Source organism: Micrococcus sp. HMSC31B01 (assembly GCF_001816085.1).
In the GTDB taxonomy this organism is placed as follows: Bacteria; Actinomycetota; Actinomycetes; order Actinomycetales; family Micrococcaceae; genus Micrococcus; species Micrococcus luteus.
Window position 1 is genome coordinate 1 of sequence record NZ_KV825022.1, and the last position, 1,307, is coordinate 1,307.

Below are 1,307 nucleotides of genomic sequence, written 5' to 3' on the forward strand. Positions count from 1 at the left end.
GGCGCCCCTCTCAAGGAGGGGCGCCGCCGTCGTGGTGGTGCCTAACGCCCGGAGACCGGGCCGCGGGTCACCAGGAGGACTTGGTCACGCCGGGCAGCTCGCCACGGTGCGCCATGTCGCGGAAGCGCACGCGGGAGATGCCGAAGCGCTGGAAGGTGCCGCGCGGGCGACCGTCGATGGCGTCGCGGTTGCGCACGCGGACCGGGGAGGCGTCGCGGGGCAGCTTCTGCAGGCCCAGGCGGGCGGCCTCGCGGGCCTCGTCCGACGCGTTCGGGTCCACGAGGGTCTTGCGCAGCTCGAGACGCTTCTCGGCGTAACGGGCCACGATGGCCTTGCGCTGCTCGTTCTTGGCGATCTTGGACTTCTTGGCCATCTCAGCGCTCCTCTCGGAAGTCGACGTGCTTGCGGACCACCGGGTCGTACTTCTTCAGGGTGATGCGGTCCGGGTTGTTCCGGCGGTTCTTGCGGGTCACGTAGGTGAACCCGGTCCCGGCGGTGGACTTCAGCTTGATGATCGGACGAACGTCCTTGTCCTTGGCCATGTCAGAGCTTCACTCCCTTCGCGATCAGGTCCGCCACGACGGCGTCGATCCCGCGCACGTCGATGGTCTTGATGCCCTTGGCGGACAGCGTCAGCGTGACGTTGCGGCGCAGGGAGGGGACCCAGTAGGTCTTCTTCTGGATGTTCGGGTCGAACCGGCGCTTGGTGCGACGGTGCGAGTGGGAGATGCTGTGGCCGAATCCCGGCCCAGCCCCGGTTACCTGGCAGTGAGCTGCCATGATCACTCCTCGTGGCAAGTAGTAGTAAAAGGACGGGCGGAACCCGCATGGCGGCGAGCCGCGGACCTGTCCGCGGACACCTGTTGTGAGCCCCGCCCCGGGTGTGGACACCGCACTCTTACTGCGACTTCTCGAAAAGGGGGACCAGGCTGGGTGAGAGCCAACCGAAGTTCCTTATGGGATCGCTGGTGTGGACGGTGAGCCCCGGTCCGCCCTGAGGACGTCCCGGGATCCGGTCTGCGGGAGCGCGTTGCTTTTCCGACCCGCCGTCCGCCCGGTCACCTGACCGATGGAACGACGAGAACAACGCGGCGTGCGCCGTCCCACCTTACGCGAACCGTGGGCGTCGCTTCAACTCGACGGGGGGGCGCCTGTGGTATGCGCACGGTCCTCGGCCCCCGGGGCCGCTCCGCGCGCGCCACGGCGCGGCCACGGGCGCTGGGCCGGCCCACCCCTCCGGCGTGGATCAGGCGACCGACGCCCCCAGCAGCGAGCCCACCGCGAAGGTCAGGCCGAGCGCCAGGGCG

At 69.2% G+C, this 1,307-nt stretch carries 3 protein-coding genes; all 3 read right to left on the reverse strand.

Annotation, left to right across the window (positions count from 1 at the left end; translation table 11 throughout):
- Window positions 1-67: 67 nt before the first annotated feature.
- Genes rpsN through rpmB form a run of 3 tightly spaced genes read right to left on the reverse strand, consistent with a single transcriptional unit; the run spans window position 68 to window position 780 of the window.
- Window positions 68-373: a 30S ribosomal protein S14 gene (gene rpsN, locus HMPREF3105_RS03815; RefSeq protein WP_002858338.1), complete on the reverse strand. Its 306-nt coding sequence runs from the start codon at window positions 371-373 to the stop codon at window positions 68-70.
- 1 nt (window position 374) lies between these two features.
- Window positions 375-542, reverse strand: coding sequence for a 50S ribosomal protein L33 (gene rpmG / locus HMPREF3105_RS03820; protein WP_002858336.1), 168 nt, complete (start codon window positions 540-542; stop codon window positions 375-377).
- Between the two features lies 1 nt (window position 543).
- The gene (rpmB, locus tag HMPREF3105_RS03825; protein WP_002858335.1) at window positions 544-780 is read right to left on the reverse strand and encodes a 50S ribosomal protein L28; all 237 of its coding nucleotides are present in this window, start codon (window positions 778-780) and stop codon (window positions 544-546) included.
- Between the last annotated feature and the right edge of the window lie 527 nt (window positions 781-1,307).

What these genes read in the sequence shown, in the direction of transcription:
- rpmG (WP_002858336.1), bottom strand. Translation starts at nt 542, where the DNA reads ATGGCCAAGGACAAGGACGTTCGTCCGATCATCAAGCTGAAGTCCACC.
- rpsN (WP_002858338.1), bottom strand. Translation starts at nt 373, where the DNA reads ATGGCCAAGAAGTCCAAGATCGCCAAGAACGAGCAGCGCAAGGCCATC.
- rpmB (WP_002858335.1), bottom strand. Translation starts at nt 780, where the DNA reads ATGGCAGCTCACTGCCAGGTAACCGGGGCTGGGCCGGGATTCGGCCAC.